The organism is Paenibacillus sp. cl141a (genome assembly GCF_900109305.1).
Classification (GTDB): domain Bacteria; phylum Bacillota; class Bacilli; order Paenibacillales; family Paenibacillaceae; genus Paenibacillus_AQ; species Paenibacillus_AQ lautus_A.
Window position 1 is genome coordinate 51,095 of the sequence record NZ_FNZO01000010.1, and the last position, 18,544, is coordinate 69,638.

Genomic DNA, 18,544 nt, shown 5'->3' on the forward strand with positions numbered 1-18,544 from the left:
TCGATCCAAGATTTACGATTATAAGGAGGGATAACGCAATGGCGAGTTTAACCTACAGGTCTTACCGGTCTGGAGACGAGGAAGGGATCACGGCTCTGTGGAACGCCTGTTTGCCGGGAGATCCCGTCACCCGGCTTCGTTTTCGAAATCTGGTGCTGCTCGACCCGAACTTTGATCCGCAGGGACTGCGGATCGCGGAGCAGGAGGGCCGCATAGTGGGCGTCCTGTATGCGGTGCGTCGGAGATTGCCGATGATCGGCACCGAGCTGGACCCGGATCACGGCTGGATCACCTTCTTCTATACCGATTCATCGGTTCGAAGATTGGGGGTCGCGTCGCGGCTGCTGCAGGAAGGCGAAAATTATCTTCGTCATCATGGGCGCAGCAAAGTCTTTTTCTCCTCGTATGCCCCGAATTATATCGTTCCGGGCATTGATGGGGAGCGCTATCCGGAGGGCTTGGCATGGCTTGCGGCCAGCGGGTTTACCCGCAATTACACGGCGGTTGCGATGGACCGCTCCCTGGTTGCTTTCCATATGCCGCCGGAAGTGGCGGAGCTGAAGCGGCAGCGGGAGCATGAAGGCTTTACTTTCAAGCCGGCTCAGGACGGCGATCTGGTGGAGCTGATCGAGTTCGCGACGGACGTGTTTAACCCGGATTGGGGCCGGGCGATTCGTGAGGGACTGCTCCAGCGATTAACAACGGATCAGATTCTGATCGCGCGGGATCAAGGGAAGCTGGTGGGCTTCTGCCTGCATGGCGGATATGAGGGCGTGGCTGATCGATTCGGCCCGTTTGGCGTGGATCCGTCGATGCAAGGGAAGGGTCTCGGAAAAATTCTCTTGTATGACTGCCTTGCCCTTATGCGTGCTCAAGGACTGCACGGTGCCTGGTTCCTCTGGACGGGCGAGCAGAGTCCCGCAGGCCATCTGTACCGCAAAGCCGGCTTCAACGTCACGCGCCGGTTCGATATTATGAGCAAGCCGCTTTAATAGATAGCTTCGACTACATGGATATATAAAGGAGAGATTACATTGACGGAAGCAAAGCAGCATCACATTTTGGCGATTGGCGGGCATGCGGGCGATATGGATCTTACGGCAGGAGCCGTGATCGCCAAATACACGCAGGCTGGTCATAAAGCGACGTTTCTTCATCTAACGCCGGGAGAGAAGGGGCACCCCCGTCTGACGCCGGAGGAGTACGCAAAGCAAAAGATTGACGAAGCTCACCAATTTGCCGATATCGTCGGCGCGGATGTGCGGTTCCTTGCCTACAAGGATGCCGAGCTTCCGCTGGACGAGGAAGTGAAGTATCAGGTCGCCGACGTCATACGGGAAGTGAAGCCGGATATCATCATTACGCATTGGAAGGAGAGCATTCATAAGGATCATTCCAATACGCATTATATCGTGGAGGACGCCCGCTTCTACGCGGGCTTGAAGACGATTGAGCGCGAGCTTCCGTCCCACTATGCCCAGCATTTATACTATGCGGACAATTGGGAGGACCCGTACGATTTTCATCCCGAGGTCTTCATCGACATTCCGGACGAAGCCTATGAAACGTGGGTGAGAGCCATGAACGTATACGCTTATGCTCGCGGGGAAACCTACGGCTTCCCGTTCATCGAATACTACAAGGCGCTCACGATCGTGCGGGGAGCGCCGATGAACTTCAAGCGCGCGCAGGCCTTCGCGGTTCCGAGGGGTGCGTTGACCAAACGGTTACAATTTTTCTGAATATATGGTTTTTCATCCAATCAACTGGAATAATCGCTAACATTCTCACAAAAAAATTGTGAGAAATACCAAAACATCCACTGACATTATACCTATCTTTTGATATAATGAGTGATGTTACGGGGGAACACGTACGGAATCATATATAGAGAATACAAACAGGAGAGGAAGTCTTCCATAGTGGAGGCTTCCTCTCTTTTCGTTTCGTTCGTCAAGAATTGCGAAGAATGGGACATAGCGTTTCCGATTGCAGCTTTAGCGGGGAGGCGAGGCGGAAGGACAGCTGTTGCATTTTTCAAAATCCATGGTATGATGTATTTAAAGAATCTTAAATTAAAGATATCTAGGCGGCATTTTAGGGCAGTCTATGATGGGATTGCCGCCTAGTTTATGATGTGATTTTTCAGGGCAGACTTTGGTCCTATTGAGCTATTCCAGGGCATTCTAACGAACATTCATGGTGTCAAACGGATTCGAAATTGAACCATATCACCAATCGAAGGGAGACTATAAGCATATGGAACATACGCATATTTACCGCCAGGGAACCTCTCCGGAGGCACCAACCTTGCTATTGCTGCACGGCACCGGGGGGAACGAGGAGGATTTGCTGCCGCTGGCCGAGATGATCTCGCCAACGTCAAATGTGCTCGGCGTCCGCGGGAACGTGCTGGAGAACGGCATGCCGAGATTTTTCCGGCGTCTGGCCGAAGGAGTGTTTGATGTAGAGGATCTCGTGAAACGCACGCTTGATCTGAATGAATTTCTGAACTGGGCAGCCGCCGAGTACGATTTTGACCGCAGCCGCATCGTGGCCGTCGGGTATTCAAACGGCGCCAATATTGCCGCCAGCCTGCTGTTCCTCGAAGGAGACGCGCTGCAAGGGGCCATTCTCCACCATCCGATGGTTCCGCTGCGGGATAAGACCTTGCCGGATTTGACCGGCGTGCCGGTCTTCATCGCGGCCGGCCGGCGCGATCCGATGTGCACGCCGCAGGAGAGCGAGGATCTGAACGAACTATTGAGCGGGGCAGGCGCGGACGTGAAGCTCCATTGGGAGAACGGGGGGCATCAGCTCAGCCGTGCAGAGGTCGGGATGGCCGCTGCCTGGTTTAAGGAGAAGTTCCTGTAATACCGGGCATGCCAAGATCCATGATGCGTTCCCAGTCTAATCAAGTAAAAATGAAAGCGAATATGATCAAAATACCGTCAAAACGTTGGCGGTATTTTTTTTATACTTAACCCATCGAATAAGAATCGAGGGGGTCCGACATGGCACAGACAATGGAGACGATGAAGAAGCCTGGCGCCCAGCCGACACGGGAGGACAAGTCCCGGGGATCCTTGCAGCGGGGAGAGAACCTATGGGGGATCGCATTCGTAAGCCCGATGCTGATCGGCGTTATCATTTTGGTGCTGTTCCCGATATTGGCTACGCTCGTGCTGGGTTTTGCCGATTGGAATTTCGTGCAGGGCTGGGACGGCATCCAGTGGGTCGGGTTTCAGAATTTCCGCCAGCTGCTGGAGGATGACATGTTTATCAAGTCGGTACGCAACAACATCTTGTTTCTCCTGACAGTTCCGGTCTACATGGTGATCTCGATGACGCTGGCCATCTTGATCGACCGGTTTGTCTATATGAAGGGCTATTTTAAAGTGGCTTACTTCATGCCCTACATATCTAACATCGTGGCGGTGGCCGTCGTATGGCAGGTGCTGTTCCAGCCGTCCTACGGTCCGATCAACGAAATACTCCGGACGCTCGGGATGTCCAATCCGCCCAAGTGGATCGCGGATCCCAATTTCGCGCTGATTTCCATCATGCTGATATCGATCTGGATCTCCATCGGCTTTAATCTGATTATTTATATCGCCGGCTTGCAGTCCATTCCGAAGGATCTGTACGAGGCGGCGGACATCGATGGAGCGAACGGCTGGACCAAGTTCAGGCGCATTACGCTGCCTCTGCTGTCGCCGACGTCATTTTTCCTGCTGGTAACGGGGATCATCTCCACGTTCAAGGTCTTTGATATCATTGCCGTCATGACGCAAGGGGGACCGATCGGCTCGACGACCATGATGGTATGGTATTTGTACGATACGGCATTCGTCAACCTGAAGGTCGGTTACGCATCGTCCATTGCTGCGGTTCTGTTCGGCTTCGTCATGCTGATTACGCTGGGGCAGTGGGCTGCTCAGAAGAAGTGGGTCAACTACTAAGAGGGAGGGTGCTGTATGGGGACAAGAGTCGGCATCGACTGGCGCAAGCTTATCGTCACGATCGCGATGTTCGCGGTGAGCATTCTGTTTCTCCTTCCTTTTATCTGGATGCTGGTGACATCCTTTAAGGTGGAGCGTGACGTATTCGTATATCCGATTCAATGGATTCCGCGGGAGTGGAACGCGATTCAGAATTACAAGGAGGTATGGTTCGGGGATTATCCCTTCTACCTCTATTATTGGAACTCGGTCAAGGTCAGCATACTGACCACGATCATCTCGGCCATGGTATCCGCCCTGGCGGCCTACGGCTTCTCCAAAATCCGGTTTGCCGCCGGCAATTGGCTGTTCATCATCGTGCTGGTGACCTACATGATCCCGGGCCAGGCCATCCTGATCCCGCAGTTTATTCTGTACCGCAACATCGGGCTGTTCGACAACCACTTCGGCCTCATTATGCTGGGAAGCTTCAGCGTGCTCGGAACGTTCATGCTAAGGCAATTCTTCATGGGGGTGCATCAGGAATTCATCGAATCCTCCAAAATCGACGGCGCGAACCATCCGCGCATCTTCTGGTCGATTGCGCTGCCGTTGGTGAAACCCGCTGTTGCCACGTATGCGATCCTGCGGTTCATCTGGACGTGGAACGATTATCAGAATCCGCTCATCTTCCTGCGGACGGACGGGCTGTTCACGATTCCGCTGGCGATGCAGAAATTCACTTCCTTGAGCGGAGAATTCTATTCCCTGATCATGGCGGCTGCCGTGTCGGCGATATTCCCGCTGCTGATCGTTTTTATCATCGGCCAGAAGAGCGTCATCGAAGGCATTGCGCTGGGCGGGGTCAAGGGTTAGGGACCTCGGGAATGAACGGGGTAAAAATAGTTCCAACATCAGTAAAGATTGTTTTATGGTTAAGATGTAAGCGCTCTATATAATGTGGATAGTCACAGCTAGAATCGTCACGACCTTACATACCGATATCAATGGGGAGGGTTATAGACAATGATGAACAAGAAATGGTGGTCAGGCGTTCTCACGGCCGCGATGGTGATCGGCTTGCTGTCCGGCTGCGGCGGAGCGAAAGAGAATGCGGCCCAAGGTGATTCCGCGCAAGGCGGGGGGAAGACCAATCTGAGGCTGTACACCTATGGCACGGAGGAAGCTTACAATTGGAAGAAAACGATCCAAGCCTATGAAGAGGCAACGCCGGGCGTGACCATTGAGCTGGTCCAGCTCAGCGAGAAGGGGGATACGCAGGAGGCGTCCAAGAAGCTTGACCTGGAGGCGGCATCCTCGGCCCAGATGGACATTCTGATGTTCAGCGATCCGGCGGGTTATGCGCAGCGGGTGGCGCTCGGCATGGCCGAGCCGCTGGACGACTTTATCGCGAAGGACGGCTACAGCGTGGAAACGGATTATAAAGTGGATACCCGCCTCGACGGCAAGGTCTACGCGCTGCCCGGCAAGTTTAACCCTTGGTATGTGCTGCTGAACAAGGATCACCTGGAGGAAGCGGGGCTGCCGGTTCCGACGGACTGGACCTGGGACGAATATGCGGACTATGCCAAAAAATTGACCCAGGGCGAAGGAGCGTCCAAGCGCTACGGGACGTACTTCCATGGCCCGCAAGGGGGCGGATGGCTGGAGTTTCTGAAGCTGATGATGGCCAATCAACCACAAGATACCGACTATTTGAAGGCCGACGGCTCTTCCAATCTGGATAACCCGACCTTCAGGCAGACGCTGGAGCTGCGCGTGCGGATGGAGAAGGAGGACCAATCCTCGGTACCTTACACGGACATGATCTCCCAGAAGCTGAACTACCGGACCCAATTCTTCAATCAATCCGCGAGCATGATCACGATCGGCAGCTGGATGAACACGGAGATCGGCGGAACGGATAAAGTGCCGCTGGACTTCAATGTCGCCGTAGCTCCATTCCCGAAAAACGAGGCAGGCGATCCTACGGGGCTCACGCCGGTAACCACGGATTACGTGGCGGTGGCGGCCAAGTCGAAGCATAAGGAAGAGGCTTATCAATTCGTCCGCTGGTATACAACGGAAGGGCAGATCGTGCAGGGCAAGAACATTCCGGCCTGGCAGCAGGTGAAGACCGAGCAGGTGGAGGAGATTATCGACACCATTCTTTCGGCTACGAAAAGTCCGGAGAAGGTAGACAAGAAATCGCTCGTGGACACCTTGGTTGCCTCGAAGGCCTCGGCTATCGTGCCTCCGGCACCTTATCAGGCGGAAGTGTACGAGGCGGTGAACGAGGAATACGAGAAGTTGATTCTGGGCAATCAGGACATTGACCAGACCATCGCGAATTCGCAGGAGCGAGTGAACAAAATTATAGAATCCAACAAAAAATGATCTGGTATAATAGACAAAAAAATCGGGACGAAACTCTTCGTCCCTTTTTTTGAATTCGCGTACATTATTCCCGTCACGCCATACCCGAGGTGGATTCTATGCCCGCACGATTGAAGAGCCTGATCCCCAGCTCCATCAGGCATAAGCTGATATTGGCTGCCGTCACCTGCATCGTGGTTCCCGCCATCGTCAGCTTGATTCTGTATAATTCGTTAACGAAGGAAGCCTTGAGGCAGCAGGCGGTATCCAACGCTAGCGATGCCCTTCAGCTGGTCCGCGGATCGGTGACGAATCTGCTCTTAAGCAAAATCAATATCGCCAACTATATCCAGATGAATTCCGGTTTGAATTCCTATTTCAAGCAGGTGGTCTCCGGCAACGAAGACCCGGATCCTTACCGCAGGTTCATGGAATCCAACCGGGTGCTGGAGCATCTGGACAGCTTGACGGTCGTCGGCGAGAAAAGTTATGTGACCGTCATTCTGGAGAACGGCTCCTATTACATGAATTATTCCGTAAGCGATTACAATCCGCTCGATTACAGGCAGCGCCCTTGGTTTGGCCAGATTTCGGGGCTGCAAGGCTTGGAGTCCCTGTGGACGGAGCCGGAAGCCACGATGTTCCGCCCCGACCAGATCGATCATCCGACGCAGCTATCGATGGTGCGCACGCTCCGGCTGCCGGATTCCGAGATATACGGCTACGTGATCGTGACGTTCATGGAGGATCAGATCAGCGGGATTTTCAACTCCCTTTCAGAAGGCAACGAGCTGGTGCTGCTGGATGCCGAGGGAACGATCGTTTCCGGCAGTCATCAGAACCAGATCGGAACGACCTTTGCTTATCTCGATGATTTGGATCAAGAGAAGCCGTATTCCATTGTGCCGATGAAGGGGGAGAAGCAGCTGATGGTACACCAGGACATTCCGTTTGCCGGATGGCGTCTGGTGCTGATGCAGCCGTACAAGGATGCGATCGTCAATATCAACTCGATTTTCAACCGCGTGTTTTGGTTCCAGATATGCTCCTTCCTGATCTTTCTGCTGCTGCTCATTGGACTTGTCCGCGCGTTTACCAAGCCGTTAGTCAAGCTCGGCAAAGTGGCAACCGCCGTGCAGCGCGGAAATCTGGAAGTGAGGTCGCATGTCCATGGCAATGATGAGGTTGGACGGCTGGGGCATTTATTCGACGACATGCTGGACCGGTTCAAAGCCATGATCTCGGAAATATCCGAAAACCAGGCGAGAAAACGAACAGCGGAGCTCCGAATGCTCCAAGCCCAGATCCATCCCCATTTTCTGTTCAATGTCCTGAATTCGATCCGGATGAAGGTCATGAAACGAGGCGATCCCGAAAGCGCCAAGATGATCGGCTCCCTGTCCGTGCTGCTCCGCATGACGATCAGCCGCGAAGAGGACGAGATTGCGCTACACGAAGAAATCGACCTGATCTCGCATTACGTCGCCCTGATGAACCTTCGGCAGAAGGAGGAGGTCAGGCTGGAGCTGGATATCGCGCCGGAGGCTTTCCTCTTCAAGGTGCCGCGCTTTTTTCTTCAGCCGATCGTGGAGAATGCATTAATCCATGGGCTCAACCAGCAGGCAGGGACGATTCGGATTACAGCCGCCATGCAGGGCAGGCATCTCGTGCTGGCGGTGAAGGACGACGGCATCGGCATGGATGCCGCGATGAGGGAGTCGATTGCCCGAAGAATCCAGGGCGGATCCGCCGGGTCTTCGATGCAGGAGGAGGCAAGCGGAGGCAGCTTCTCCCATATCGGTCTGCAAAATGTGATGGAACGGATGAGCATGGTGTTCGGCGAGGCTTTTCAATGCCGCGTCTGCAGCGAGCCTGGCCAAGGAACGGTGATCGAGATGTATATACCGGAAAGAGGGAATGCGGATGTATAACGTGATGCTGGTGGACGATGATTACCCGGTCATTGAGCTGTTGTCGGAGGCCATCTCGTGGAATGAGCTGGGCTTGAACCTGATGGGAAGCTATGAGAACGGAATGAGTGCTTGGGAGGAGGCGAAATCTTCGCCCCCGGACATTCTGATTACGGATATCGGCATGCCCAAAATGAACGGGCTTGAGCTGTCCGCACGCATCAAAGAAGTGAAGGCCGATGTGCGGATCGCCATTCTGTCCTGCCATAACGAATTCCAATATGCCCAGCAGGCCATGCGCCTGAACGTGCAGGATTATCTGCTGAAGGATGCGCTCGACCCCGAGGAGCTGGCACAGCTGCTGAGGCGGTTCAAGCAGGCGATGGACGAGGAGGCCCAGAAGGGCTGGGAGCGGTCGCGGATGATCCATCTGGTGGACGAATCCAAGGAGCTGCGGAAGGAGCAGAGCCTCAAAAATTTCATCCATCAGCCTCTCCTGTCTCCCGAAACATGGCGGCATGAGCTGTCGGAGTACGGAGTGCTGAAGCCGGGTTATCACTGCCTACCCGTGGTCGGCCATCTGGAGGATGTCCGGGAGATCAAGCACCGCTTCGCCTCCAATCAGACGCTGCATTTTGCCCTGGGCAACGTGCTGCGGGAGGTGCTGGATCAACTGAATCCGGATGCGGTACATGTCCTATATGATGCAAAGTCCTCGCTGCTCCTGTTCGCGTATCGACCCGGCTTGGGCAGCAACATATACGATGAGGCCGCCGCCTGCCTGAAGGAGGTGCAGCGGACGCTCGAGCGCGTGCTGCGAATCCGCATGTCGTTCCTGATCGGCCGGGGGTACGCGGAGCCGGAGGGATTAAAGGCAGGGCTCAATGAACTGCTGGCCTGCCGGCATCAACGATTCTATCTGGAGCCGCAGGAGATATCCAAACTGAACGGAGCGCTTGAACAGAAAAGTCTTAATGGGGATCCCGATCTCTTTGCTTATTATGACCGGGCCAGTTCGGAGCTGCGGGAATCGCTGCTCGGAAAAGAGGGGTTATGCGCGGTGCGCGACACAGTCGATCGGTGGATCGTTTGGATTCAAGAGAAGCGGTACGCACCGGAATCGGTCAAGGACTGGGTATTGAAGCTCCTGCTGGATCTAAAGCTGAGGCTTCATCTACTGCATTCCCTGTCACCCGCCTATACGGCCGATGCGCTTCATAAAGAGATCATGGACATGGATTCCCTGAACGAGCTGAAATCCTGGCTTCACGATTATTTGGAATCCACCCTGCAGGCTATGGACCGGGGATTCGGGGGCAGCAGACGATCGGAAGTGGCGGAGGCCTGCAAATACGTGTCCCTTCGGCTTGACCAGAGGATCACGCTGGATGACGTTGCGGGCTGCCTGCACTTGAATCCGAGCTACTTCAGCCGGATGTTCAAGAAAGAGACCGGCGTTACCTTCATCGAATACGTCACCCGCATGAAGATGGAGCGAGCCAAGGAGCTGCTGCGGCAGACGGACCGCACGGTCGGGGAAATCTGCGAAAGTCTGGCTTATGACAATGTGAGTTATTTCAGCAAAACATTCAAAGCGTATGCGGGGGTAACCCCCGTAGAATTCCGGAATGGTTGAAAGGATGTCTATCCGGCGTCACCAACAGGCGTTGAAACGGGAAGGAGGAGGGTCCTAGTCCGATGAACAGGTTACAAGAGCTGACAAGGATCGTGAACGGGATGGCTCCCGCCGATCTGCGGATGTATTACCAAAGCGGGGACCAGAGGTCCTTCTGGGAAGAGAACCGGCAAAGCGAAGATTACGAGCAGGACATATCCGAGATTCGCGAGGAGGGGGAGCGGCTGTTGTCTGTCCCGAACCCTCCGCTGACGTATGACTTATTCACCCGGTTTGCCCGGCAGGGAACGAGGCTGGATTATGAGAAGGTGTATTTTGAGCGTAGGCGCCGGCTGAATACCTTTGCTCTGCTGACCCTTCTCGAGCCGGATAAGGAAGCGTACCGGACGGCTCTCCAGGAGATGATCTGGTCCATCTGCGATGAGTATACCTGGTGTTTGCCGGCGCATGTGAACGCGGAATCGCCGGGCGGCATCAAAGGGACGATTGATCTGTTCAGCGCCGAGACCGGGTTTACCCTCAGCGAGATCCGCGTGCTGCTGCGGGACCGTCTGCCATCGCTGCTGATCTCGAGAATCGGGGAGGAGGTTGAAGCGCGGTTGTTCCTCCCTTTCCTAAGCCGTGAGCACGGCTGGGAGACGGCGACGCATAATTGGTCTGCCGTCTGTGCCGGTTCCATCGGCTCCGCGGCGCTGCTGCTTATGGAAAGCGGGGAATCGCTTGCAAAGGTTCTGCTGAAGACGGAGCGGTGCATGGACTATTACCTGCAGGGCTTTGGCCCCGATGGAGCTTGTCTGGAAGGGCTGGGATATTGGAATTACGGGTTCGGGTATTTCGTGTATTATGCCGATTTGCTGCGCAAGCGCACCCGGGGCGAGATGGACTGGTTCCGTGCGGAGAAGGTCGGCCGCATCGCCTTGTTTCAGCAGCAGGGCTTCTTGGGAGGAAAGGCCGTCGTCAACTTCTCCGATTCGCAGCCGGAAAGTACGGTACATATCGGCTTATCTCATTATCTGGCCGGATTGTACCCAGACTTCGAGTCTCCGCCGCAGTCTCTCCGGTCGGGTTACCGCGACGACCATTGCAGCCGCTGGGCTCCGGCTTTGCGCAACCTGATCTGGCGGAACCCCTTGCTGGCGGGAAGCGATTGGGAAGAGGCAAGTTATTATTTGCCCGATGCCCAGTGGCTGATCTCCCGCAGCTTCCATGGGGGCGAAGTGTACGCGTTTGCCGCCAAGGGCGGCAGCAACGGCGAGCCGCACAATCATAATGATCTTGGGCATTTTATCCTGTACGGCGCCGGGGAAGCATGGTGCTCGGATCTCGGCTGCGGCGAATACACGGCGGAGTATTTTGGCGAAGGACGGTATGGCTATGATTGCAACGGCTCCCAAGGCCACTCCGTGCCGATCATCGACGGCCATGTTCAGCAAGAGGGCCCGGATAGCGCCGCGGTTGTCTTGGAAGCGGTGACGGGTGAAGCCGTGGATCGGCTTGCGCTTGAGCTGACCTCGGCCTACCGGGCTCCTGCTCTACAGTCATTCACGAGGACGCTGGAGTGGAACAAGCAGGGGAAGCGGCCGGAACTGACGCTGAGCGACCGGTTTACGTTCGGTTCGCCCCCGGAGAGTCTGGTGGAGCGGATCGTCACCAGGATACAGCCCGAGCTGGTACTGATCGATGGCCGGCAGGCTGTTAGGTTGCGGACACCGGGTACTTATGAGCAAGCAGAGGCAGGGGGACCGGAGGTCGTTCAGGCCTTAGAAAAGAAGAAGGAGCCGATTGCAGCTGAAGAAGGGACCGGGGAGCAGCCTAAGGTACAGGACACAAAGACGGATCCTGCCTTTTCCGTGGATGACAGGCCCAGCCTGCTGATCCACTATGACAGCAAGCTGGTGGAGCCTAAGCTGACAAGCCATGTTTTCCGTGATCACTTCGGCAAAGAAGCGGCTTGGTATGCCGTGGATTTTAAAGTGAAGGCACCTGGCTTGCATGCAAATATCGAATTCAAATTTCAATTCATATGAACAGAGGAGTGGAGAGGAATGAAAACGGAGGTCGCTTTGGATTGGTTGACGGAGGCATGGGAAAAATCGCTTGCGAAGACGCGGCGGAACGTAGCGCGGATCGGAGCGAGGTTTCCGCATGCCAGCCAGAATGGCGTCTACCAGCTGGAGCCGCCGCATTGGTGGACGGCCGGCTTCTGGCCGGGCCTGCTGTGGCTTCTGTACAACGATAGCGGGGTGGCGGAGCTTAGAGCAACCGCCGAGCAGTGCGAGCTCATTCTGGATGACGTACTGAACCAGTATGTGCGCCTGGACCATGATCTTGGCTTCATGTGGACGCTGACCAGCATGGCTTCCTACAAGCTGACCGGCAGCGAAGAGTCCAAGGTACGCGTGCTCAAGGCAGCCAACTACCTGGCTGCACGCTTCAACCTGAAGGGACAGTATATCCGAGCCTGGAACCCGTGGTCGGAAGGGGAGGATAACGCGGGTCTCGCGATCATCGATTGCGCCATGAATACGCCCCTGTTGTTCCTGGCGTCGCAGATCAGCGGCGATCCCCGCTACCAGCATATGGCCGAAGCGCATATGGACACGGTGGTCCGGGACTTCGTCCGGCCGGATGGTTCCGTCTATCACATCGTACGGTACGATCCCGTTACCGGTGAGCGCCTGGAAGGGATCGGCGGGCAGGGCTTTGCGCCTGAATCCGCCTGGTCCAGGGGAACGGCGTGGGCGATTTACGGCTTGACGCTTGCCTACCATCACACGGGCAAGTCGATTTACCTCGATACGGCCAAAACGGTGGCGCATTTCTTTCTGGCGAATCTGCCGGAAGACCATGTGCCGTTCTGGGACTTCCGCGCGCCGGACGAGGCCCGCATCTACCGGGATTCGTCCGCCGGAGCTTGCGCCGCCAGCGGGCTGCTGCTGCTGGCTGACAAGGTGGAGCCGGGGCAGGCGGCCGTATACCGGACATCCGCGGTCCGGATTCTGGAATCGCTGTACCGGAATTACGGCACATGGGACAATGATGGGGAGGAAGGGCTGATACTCCATGGGACCAGTCATTATCCGGAGGGCAAGAATATCGACGTGCCCCTGATTTACGGCGACTTTTTCTTTGTGGAAGGGCTGGCGCGGCTGAGTGGGAAGGGGCCGTTTTACTGGGAATAACGGAGATTGAAACGGCGCTCGGGAATGAAATAGTGGGAGCAAGGCTAGGAAGAGGATAAGGGAACTAGAAGAAGCATTCCGGGAATGGAGTGAGAATGTTAGATGAGCATACAGGCTACTGGGAATCCTGAGGGCGGCTTAATCCATCCGGTCGCCCGGAATCCGTTGAGAACAAGACGGGACGTGCAGGAGGCGCTCTCGCAGCTGCTGGAGCCTTTAAGCAGATGCTACAGCGAGGGGCGCGCACGCTTAATCCTTGAGCGTTCGGGCGCCGATGCCTATGCCGATATTGCGGAGATGGAGGGTTTCTCTCGCGTCTTGTGGGGACTCGTTCCCGCCGTTGCCGGCGGCTCCCATGACGAGCTGTGGGAGCTGTGCCTGCAAGGGATACGCGCAGGGACGGATCCGGAGCATGCGGAGTACTGGGGGCAGGTTAATGACTATGATCAACGGCTGGTGGAGATGGCGGTGTTCGGATTGGCCTTTGCCCTGATTCCGGACCGCATCTGGCAGCCGCTGAGCGAAAAGGAGAAGGACAACCTCTATCAGTGGCTCGATCAAATCAACCATCATCCTTGCTATGATTGCAATTGGCTGTTCTTCCATGTATTTGTCAACGTTGGTTTCCGCAAGGCAGGCTTACCCTACGATGCCGGGCAGCTGGAGAGCAATCTCCGGCGCATTGAGGAATTTTATCTGGATGCAGGCTGGTATAGCGACGGGATCGGGGGGCACTGTGATTATTACGTGCCGTATGCTTTTCATTTTTATGGCTTGATCTATGCTCAGCTGATGGGAGACGAAGATCCGGACCGCGCCGGGCGCTACAGGGAGCGGGCAGCGTTGTTTGCACGCGATTTCATCCACTGGTTTGCTCCCGACGGGACGGCCGTTCCTTACGGACGCAGCTTGACGTACCGCTTTGCGCAGTCGGCCTTCTGGTCGGCTGCGGCTTATGCCGGGCTGGACGGGTTTAGTCCGGGCCAGCTGAAGGGACTGGTCCTTAGAAATCTCAGATGGTGGTTTAAGCAGCCTATATTCGACCGGGACGGCGTGTTGACGGTGGGCTACGCTTACCCGAACCGAATCATGTCGGAGAACTATAACGCAGCTGGCTCCGTGTACTGGGCGCTGAAAACGTTCCTGATCCTGGCTTTGCCGGACGGGGATCCTTTCTGGATGGCCGAGGAACAGGAACTGGCGGAGACGGAACATATTTCGGTGCAAGAGCCTGCACATCTGGTGCTTTGCAGGGAGCCGCAGACCGGCCATGTGGCCGCGTTCAATACGGGCCACCCGTCTACTAACGAGCATACGCATACTTCCGCCAAGTACGAGAAGTTCGTCTACTCTACCGCCTTTGCGTTCAGCGTGCCAAGGGCGGAATGGGGACTGGCCCAGGGGGCTTTCGATTCCATGCTTGCCCTTAGCGAGGGCGATCGGCTGTTTCGGGTCAAGCGCTTATGCGAGGAGACGCGGATTCAGGAGCATGTGCTGTATGCAAAATGGAGGCCGTGGAGAGACGTCGAGGTAAGGACCTGGATAGCGGCAGGGCTTCCATGGCATATTCGCATTCATCGGATCAGCACGGAACGAATACTCGATGCTGCCGAGGGCGGGTTTGCTTTAGGCTTGGGATCTCTGAGCAGCTCCATGGTTGGAGAAGAGGCAGCATCGGCTTCCGGGACCTTCGGCACGAGTGCCATCTATGGCATGCTCGGTTACGATACGGCAGAGCTTATCTATCCTCATGCTAATACGAACCTTCTGCGTCCCCGCACCGTCATTCCTACGTTGAGGGCGGCGCTCGAACCCGGAATCCATTGGCTCATCGCGGCCGTGCATGGCACCCCCAGCGATGCCGGAACTCCCGCCATTGAGGAGCCTTCCATGGAAGACATGAAAGAAAGGCTGGGCGTCGAGATAGGAGAGTGTGAGATTAAAATTACGACGCTGACGGGGAATATCATCGTGATTCCGATGGACTAACGGGCAGGTGGTCTCGCCCTAACAGGTATGAAGCCGTGGTTTGTCAGAGCTAATATAGATCATACAGATAGACAGGCGAAAGCCGGGGGTCATGAACCCCCGGCTTTCAATATCATGGACTTCCGCCCGCGCGAATCATCGCATAGACTTTATTTTGTCAAATAGGAACTGGTCAGAGGAACAAACAAGGAAGTGCCCGGACCTTCATCAACGATCTCCACAAAAATAAAATCGGCAGCCGATACATCGACGTCTACGCCGACCAGGCCATCTTCAGCAGCCAGGGACACCTTTTTGAGCGTTGAGTTGTTGTGGTCCATAATTACGATTTCTTGTGCACCGCCAGTCACGGCCAGCTCAAGATGCAGATTGGCATATTTTTTACCCGTCATGATCTGGAAGCTGTTGCCTTGTTTGGCCGAATCGGTATGTAAATAAACGTCTTTATAATCCTTGCCTTTGTAGACCGTATCGCTGGAATCTTTGGTGTGCCAGGCCGATGTCCCCAATACGGAGGCTCCGAGCGAGCTTAATGATAACGGACTGGAGGTTTCGGATGGGGATCCCTGATTGCCGCCAATCAGTACTGAAGAAGTTGCGCTGTCATAACGAATGTCGATATTCATCAGATCGCCTACAGCTCGCACAGGCAAGTACGTCGTGCCGTTGTAAGTAATCGGCAGCACGGTTTTGCCGCTTGCGTCTTTCGGCGTGACCACCGTACCGTTTAACTTCAGGGAAATCTTGCTGTTCAAATAGGCTTTGATTGGCTCCAAAGCTGACGACGCCATAGCGCCTGTACCGATCCCCAGCGTAAGTGTACCCGCCAATAACCCATACAATACTTTCTTCTTCATTAAAACCCCTCCCAAAATTTAGGTTAATTTTCATGCTTTATAGTAGTAAAGTGTCAGAAGGAAGTCAACCCTCTTTAAAGGGAAGGCCCGATCCTTCATTGCCATATCCGGGTAATGGCTGTGCATCCCGGCTAATGCTTGTTGCGAAAATGACTCTTTTGCGAAAGCTTGCCAGAAAAGGGCGGGATATTTTCATGAAAAGTGATACAATGATAGAAATACGTAAATAAGGGTAGCGGATGGATCAACGTTTACCTGGCAGCGAAGTGGGAGTGTGATCGAGAGAATGGAAGAGACGTATACGGCAAAACGGGCAGTCAGCATGGAGGACATCGTGCGCGCACACCACGTGCTTCGCGAAGTGATCGTACGCACGCCGCTGCAGCGGGATGCAGTACTATCAGCCAAGTATGACTGCGAAGTGTATCTGAAGCGCGAGGACCTGCAGGTGGTTCGCTCCTTCAAGATCCGCGGCGCTTACAATATGATTCGCAGCTTGTCGGAGGAAGAACGCAGCAACGGCATTGTGTGCGCAAGCGCGGGCAACCACGCACAAGGGGTGGCTTTCTCCTGCAACGCGCTGAATATCAAAGGCAAGATTTACATGCCGAGCACGACCCCGAACCAGAAGGTGAAGCAGGTGAAGCGTTTTGGCGGGGGCAGCGTCGAGGTCATTCTGACAGGGGATACCTTCGATGATGCATATGCCGAAGCGATTAAGGCATGCGACGAGTACGGCATGACTTTTATCCACCCGTTTGATGAAGCGAAGATCATCGCGGGCAACGGCACGATCGGGATGGAGGTTATGGAGGAGCTGGACGCACCTGCCGACTATATGTTTGTCACCATCGGCGGCGGCGGTCTTGCGGCCGGCGTGGCAACCTACGTCAAAACCGTCAGCCCAACGACACAAGTCATTGGCGTCGAACCGCTTGGCGCAGCGTCCATGATCGAGTCCAAGAAACAGGGCGAGGTCGTCACCATGCATGAGATCGACAAATTCGTGGATGGCGCCGCCGTGAAGCGCGTCGGGCAGCTGACGTATGACATCTGCTGCGAGTTGGTGGACGACATCGTGACGGTACCGGAAGGCAAGGCCTGCACCACCATCCTGGAGCTGTATAACGAGAATGCGATCGTTGTGGAGCCAGCGGGATCGCTGGCCGTAGCGGCGCTGGATATGAACCGGGACCGGATTCGCGGGAAAACGGTCGTCTGCATCATCAGCGGCGGCAATAACGATATCGACCGGATGCAGGAAATCAAGGAGCGCTCCTTGATTTACGAAGGGTTGAAGCATTACTTCATGATCAACTTCCCGCAGCGTGCGGGCGCACTCCGCGAGTTTCTGGAGGAAGTGCTCGGTCCCGACGACGATATCGCGCGCTTCGAGTACACGAAGAAGCATAACAAGGAAGACGGGCCTGCCCTGGTGGGCATCGAGCTCTTGAGGCCGGAGGATTACGGCCCGCTGGTGGAGCGGATGCAGCGCAAGGGACTGGATTACACGGAGCTGAACAAGAACATGAATCTGTTCAATCTGCTGATTTAAGAGGTACACGAAAGCACCATAAAAAGCCGGATTCCCCTAACGGGAACTCCGGCTTTTCTAGTTATTTCATGTATGTCCTCTTGCGATCCAGGGTGTCACCCGTCGTTAACGTCAGGATGGCTCAGTCAATGGGAACCGCCTTGGCACGGTACCGCTCCACTTCCTGGTTCAGCTTGTCTTTGTTGCTCTCCAGTACGTCGGACCAGGACTTGAGCTTTTTGAGGAGCGCGCTTTTGGAGACAGCATCGCTGTCCTTCAGTGCTTTATCGAATGCTTGCCTCACTTCCGGGTCCAGCAGATTGTCCTCGTATTTGAACAGCGGCGTGTTGTTATAACCGTAATATAGGCTAAGCTCGGTGAATCGAAGCTTCAGCTTCACGTCCGCAGTCCGATTGGATTTGGGATAAGAACTGATAAAGGCCTCTTGCGTCAGTCCCCGATCAATGACCTCGCTCCATGGGATCACCAAAGCGGCATCACTGACGGCCGGCTTCTCGGATTCAACGACCATGATGTCGATATAGGCTTGAATATCCTTGTTGATATAAGGCTTGTAGGGCTTCAGCGTGGTATAGTCGATAATCGGGAAGATCACGCCCTCGGTCGTATACAGCCTGTAGCCGCTGTCTCTCAGGTTGATGAGCACCTTTCGGAGCGTTTCATCTTTGGTTTTGTTAATGGTGGTGTTAATCGGCTCCCCGTATTTGTACAGGTTCATCAGTTTATCCTGAATGCCGATTTCGTACACCTTGTCGGTTTTTGCCGGGAGCGCATCATTCATCGCATTCTCCAGCTTAAGCACCAGCATGGTCGCCTGATACGCGGTCACGCTGCGAATATGCTTGGTGATGTAAGACTTGGCATAAGCCACGTCGGATTCCTTCAGCAGTTGATTGGCTTTGTTGTACACGGCATTGCCGAAGGCGGCAGCTTTGCTTGAAACTGCGTTTGAGCCAGCTTGGGATGCGGGTGCTGCGTTAGCGATAATGCCGGTCTGGAACGATAGAATAAGTGCAAGGATGGCAGCAATAGCGGATTTTTTCGACTTTAACATGGTTTTTCCTCCCTTACCACACATTACCCTTATCCTATCATCTT

At 55.0% G+C, this 18,544-nt stretch carries 14 protein-coding genes; 12 read left to right on the forward strand and 2 right to left on the reverse strand.

The window, feature by feature from the left end; all coding sequences use genetic code 11:
• Window positions 1-38 precede the first annotated feature (38 nt).
• The 11 genes from BMX45_RS23215 to BMX45_RS23270 all read left to right on the forward strand — a co-directional run bounded on the left by BMX45_RS23215 (window position 39) and on the right by BMX45_RS23270 (window position 15,034).
• Entirely contained in the window at window positions 39-992 is a 954-nt protein-coding gene (locus BMX45_RS23215) for a GNAT family N-acetyltransferase (protein ID WP_090912219.1), read from the forward strand.
• 42 nt (window positions 993-1,034) lie between these two features.
• Window positions 1,035-1,742 carry a PIG-L deacetylase family protein gene (locus BMX45_RS23220; RefSeq protein WP_009592358.1) on the forward strand — a complete coding sequence of 236 codons (708 nt, stop codon included), beginning with the start codon at window positions 1,035-1,037 and terminating at the stop codon, window positions 1,740-1,742.
• Between the two features lie 517 nt (window positions 1,743-2,259).
• Window positions 2,260-2,874, forward strand: coding sequence for an alpha/beta hydrolase (locus BMX45_RS23230; RefSeq protein WP_090912223.1), 615 nt, complete (start codon window positions 2,260-2,262; stop codon window positions 2,872-2,874).
• Between the two features lie 140 nt (window positions 2,875-3,014).
• The gene (locus BMX45_RS23235) at window positions 3,015-3,962 is read left to right on the forward strand and encodes a carbohydrate ABC transporter permease (protein ID WP_090912225.1); all 948 of its coding nucleotides are present in this window, start codon (window positions 3,015-3,017) and stop codon (window positions 3,960-3,962) included.
• A 15-nt stretch (window positions 3,963-3,977) separates the two neighbouring features.
• The gene (locus BMX45_RS23240; RefSeq protein WP_090912227.1) at window positions 3,978-4,817 is read left to right on the forward strand and encodes a carbohydrate ABC transporter permease; all 840 of its coding nucleotides are present in this window, start codon (window positions 3,978-3,980) and stop codon (window positions 4,815-4,817) included.
• Window positions 4,818-4,967: 150 nt separating this feature from the next.
• The gene (locus BMX45_RS23245) at window positions 4,968-6,338 is read left to right on the forward strand and encodes an ABC transporter substrate-binding protein (protein WP_090912229.1); all 1,371 of its coding nucleotides are present in this window, start codon (window positions 4,968-4,970) and stop codon (window positions 6,336-6,338) included.
• Window positions 6,339-6,436: 98 nt separating this feature from the next.
• Entirely contained in the window at window positions 6,437-8,248 is a 1,812-nt protein-coding gene (locus BMX45_RS23250) for a cache domain-containing sensor histidine kinase (RefSeq protein WP_090912231.1), read from the forward strand.
• Entirely contained in the window at window positions 8,241-9,863 is a 1,623-nt protein-coding gene (locus BMX45_RS23255) for a response regulator transcription factor (RefSeq protein ID WP_090912233.1), read from the forward strand. The genes BMX45_RS23250 and BMX45_RS23255 overlap by 8 nt, the downstream gene beginning before the upstream one ends.
• A 62-nt stretch (window positions 9,864-9,925) precedes the next feature.
• Complete coding sequence (locus tag BMX45_RS23260) at window positions 9,926-11,890, forward strand: heparinase II/III domain-containing protein (protein WP_090912235.1); 1,965 nt, start codon at window positions 9,926-9,928, stop codon at window positions 11,888-11,890.
• 18 nt (window positions 11,891-11,908) lie between these two features.
• Window positions 11,909-13,045 (forward strand): glycoside hydrolase family protein, encoded by a 1,137-nt coding sequence (locus tag BMX45_RS23265; RefSeq protein ID WP_090912237.1) that lies wholly within the window; start codon window positions 11,909-11,911, stop codon window positions 13,043-13,045.
• Window positions 13,046-13,147: 102 nt separating this feature from the next.
• Window positions 13,148-15,034 (forward strand): DUF2264 domain-containing protein, encoded by a 1,887-nt coding sequence (locus BMX45_RS23270; RefSeq protein WP_090912239.1) that lies wholly within the window; start codon window positions 13,148-13,150, stop codon window positions 15,032-15,034.
• A 149-nt stretch (window positions 15,035-15,183) separates the two neighbouring features.
• On the opposite strand, the gene BMX45_RS23275 is transcribed toward BMX45_RS23270, so the two are convergent.
• Window positions 15,184-15,891 (reverse strand): hypothetical protein, encoded by a 708-nt coding sequence (locus BMX45_RS23275; protein WP_090912241.1) that lies wholly within the window; start codon window positions 15,889-15,891, stop codon window positions 15,184-15,186.
• A gap of 286 nt (window positions 15,892-16,177) precedes the next feature.
• Between BMX45_RS23275 and ilvA the strand changes: the two genes are divergently transcribed.
• Window positions 16,178-17,446, forward strand: coding sequence for a threonine ammonia-lyase IlvA (gene ilvA / locus BMX45_RS23280; protein WP_009592278.1), 1,269 nt, complete (start codon window positions 16,178-16,180; stop codon window positions 17,444-17,446).
• A gap of 121 nt (window positions 17,447-17,567) precedes the next feature.
• On the opposite strand, the gene BMX45_RS23285 is transcribed toward ilvA, so the two are convergent.
• On the reverse strand, window positions 17,568-18,500 hold the full coding sequence (locus BMX45_RS23285) for a hypothetical protein (protein ID WP_090912243.1): 933 nt from the start codon (window positions 18,498-18,500) through the stop codon (window positions 17,568-17,570).
• Window positions 18,501-18,544 lie beyond the last annotated feature (44 nt).